This is a genomic window from Microcystis sp. M53598_WE2 (genome assembly GCF_030067735.1).
In the GTDB taxonomy this organism is placed as follows: domain Bacteria; phylum Cyanobacteriota; class Cyanobacteriia; order Cyanobacteriales; family Microcystaceae; genus Microcystis; species Microcystis aeruginosa.
Map to the genome: position 1 here is coordinate 1 of NZ_JASJFE010000336.1, position 1,439 is coordinate 1,439.

The following is a 1,439-nucleotide window of genomic DNA, read 5'->3' on the forward strand; positions in this document are numbered from 1 at the left end:
AGGTAAATCATTTGCTTGCGGTTTTCCTGTCGCATTGCCGAGAGTAAGTCTTTCAATTCTTGAATATCATTGCTGGTGACAGTAGTCATAGAATTAACCCCAAGAGAATCTATTTAACCGGCACTCTTTGATTTTATTAGACTTCACCTACGCTAAAAAGGGAAAATTCATCAAATTTAATTACCTCGGAGTCAGGATAACGGGTATCAAAACGATAACTGCTCACGGTTCCTTTTTCTGTATCTAAAATGCTAAAAACCGTCAGATCATTACTGGCAATATAGGGTAAAGGTTGATTAACCCAATCCACTAGAGGAGCAATGTTCGGGATAATTGCTTCTAATCCATTAGGATTACCGATGGCTGCATAATTTCTATCGAGGGGTACAGGACGTTTTTTATCTCCTAAATGAGCGCCATAACTATTGCCAACGTTAGAAGATTCGAGAAAATTCATACCCTTAGGACTAAGAAAACGATTCCATAAATGAGAATGACCATAAAAAACCAAATTAACCTTGGCTGATTCTAATAAAGGAATTAGATCACGAATAATATAATCATTTTCTCGGGGATAATCATAACGTACCGATGTAACTTTTCCCGTGGTATCCCGTTGAATTGTCGGCACGGGATTGGTGTAAGGTGGAACGATATTTCCTCCTAGGGTATGGGGAGGATGATGAAACATAACTACTTTATATTTAGCCTCTTGAAATTCTCGACTATTTAACTCTTTTTCTAACCATTGATATTGAGGACTACCCTGAGCAATTGGCTCAAAAATATGCTGACCGTAACCCCATCGGTCGGGTCTATCTAAATCTCTTTGATTTTCGTAATATCTTCCCCTTGCACTGGGTTCTAAATTGGGATTTCTCCAGATATTAGTAACATATAAAACCACTAAACGAATATCGCCAAAGGTTAGAGAATAATATTTATTTTGAGGCAAAGAAAAAATTTCTTCGTAGGTTTCTGTGTTGAAAGCATTATTTTTTAACCAGGTTTCATTAATTGCTGCTGTATCCTCTGCTAGTTGTTTAGCAGTAAACTGAGGAATAGCATCTTCAAACTGTTCATTTAAACCTCTGGAAGTAGAAAATCTGCCCATAACTTCATGATTACCAATAGCAGGAAATAAGGGCGCATTTTGAATAATTTCTCCCCCTTTATAAATAGTCTGAATACCATTCTTTGTCAGAGTATAATTGGCACGACCTTGTAAACAGGGAAAGAATGCCCCACCGCGAATATCATCAAACCATTCGGAAGCTCGATCGGGTATATTAACTAAATCTCCTGCTAAAAAAACTGCATCTACCTGTCCAATAGTTTCGCTAACTTTTTGTAAATTAGCGGCAGTCATGGGCATTAATTGATGATCGGAAGTGAGCAAAATTTTGAGATTAGTTCCTTTTTTGGGTCTTGGGGTAAGG

1 protein-coding gene is annotated in these 1,439 nt (G+C 37.5%); it reads right to left on the reverse strand.

Translation table 11 applies throughout. The features are described 5' to 3' along the window. Nucleotides 1-136: 136 nt before the first annotated feature. A partial coding sequence (locus PX636_RS07305; RefSeq protein WP_288116615.1) for a metallophosphoesterase family protein occupies nucleotides 137-1,439 on the reverse strand: 1,303 nt, incomplete at its 5' end.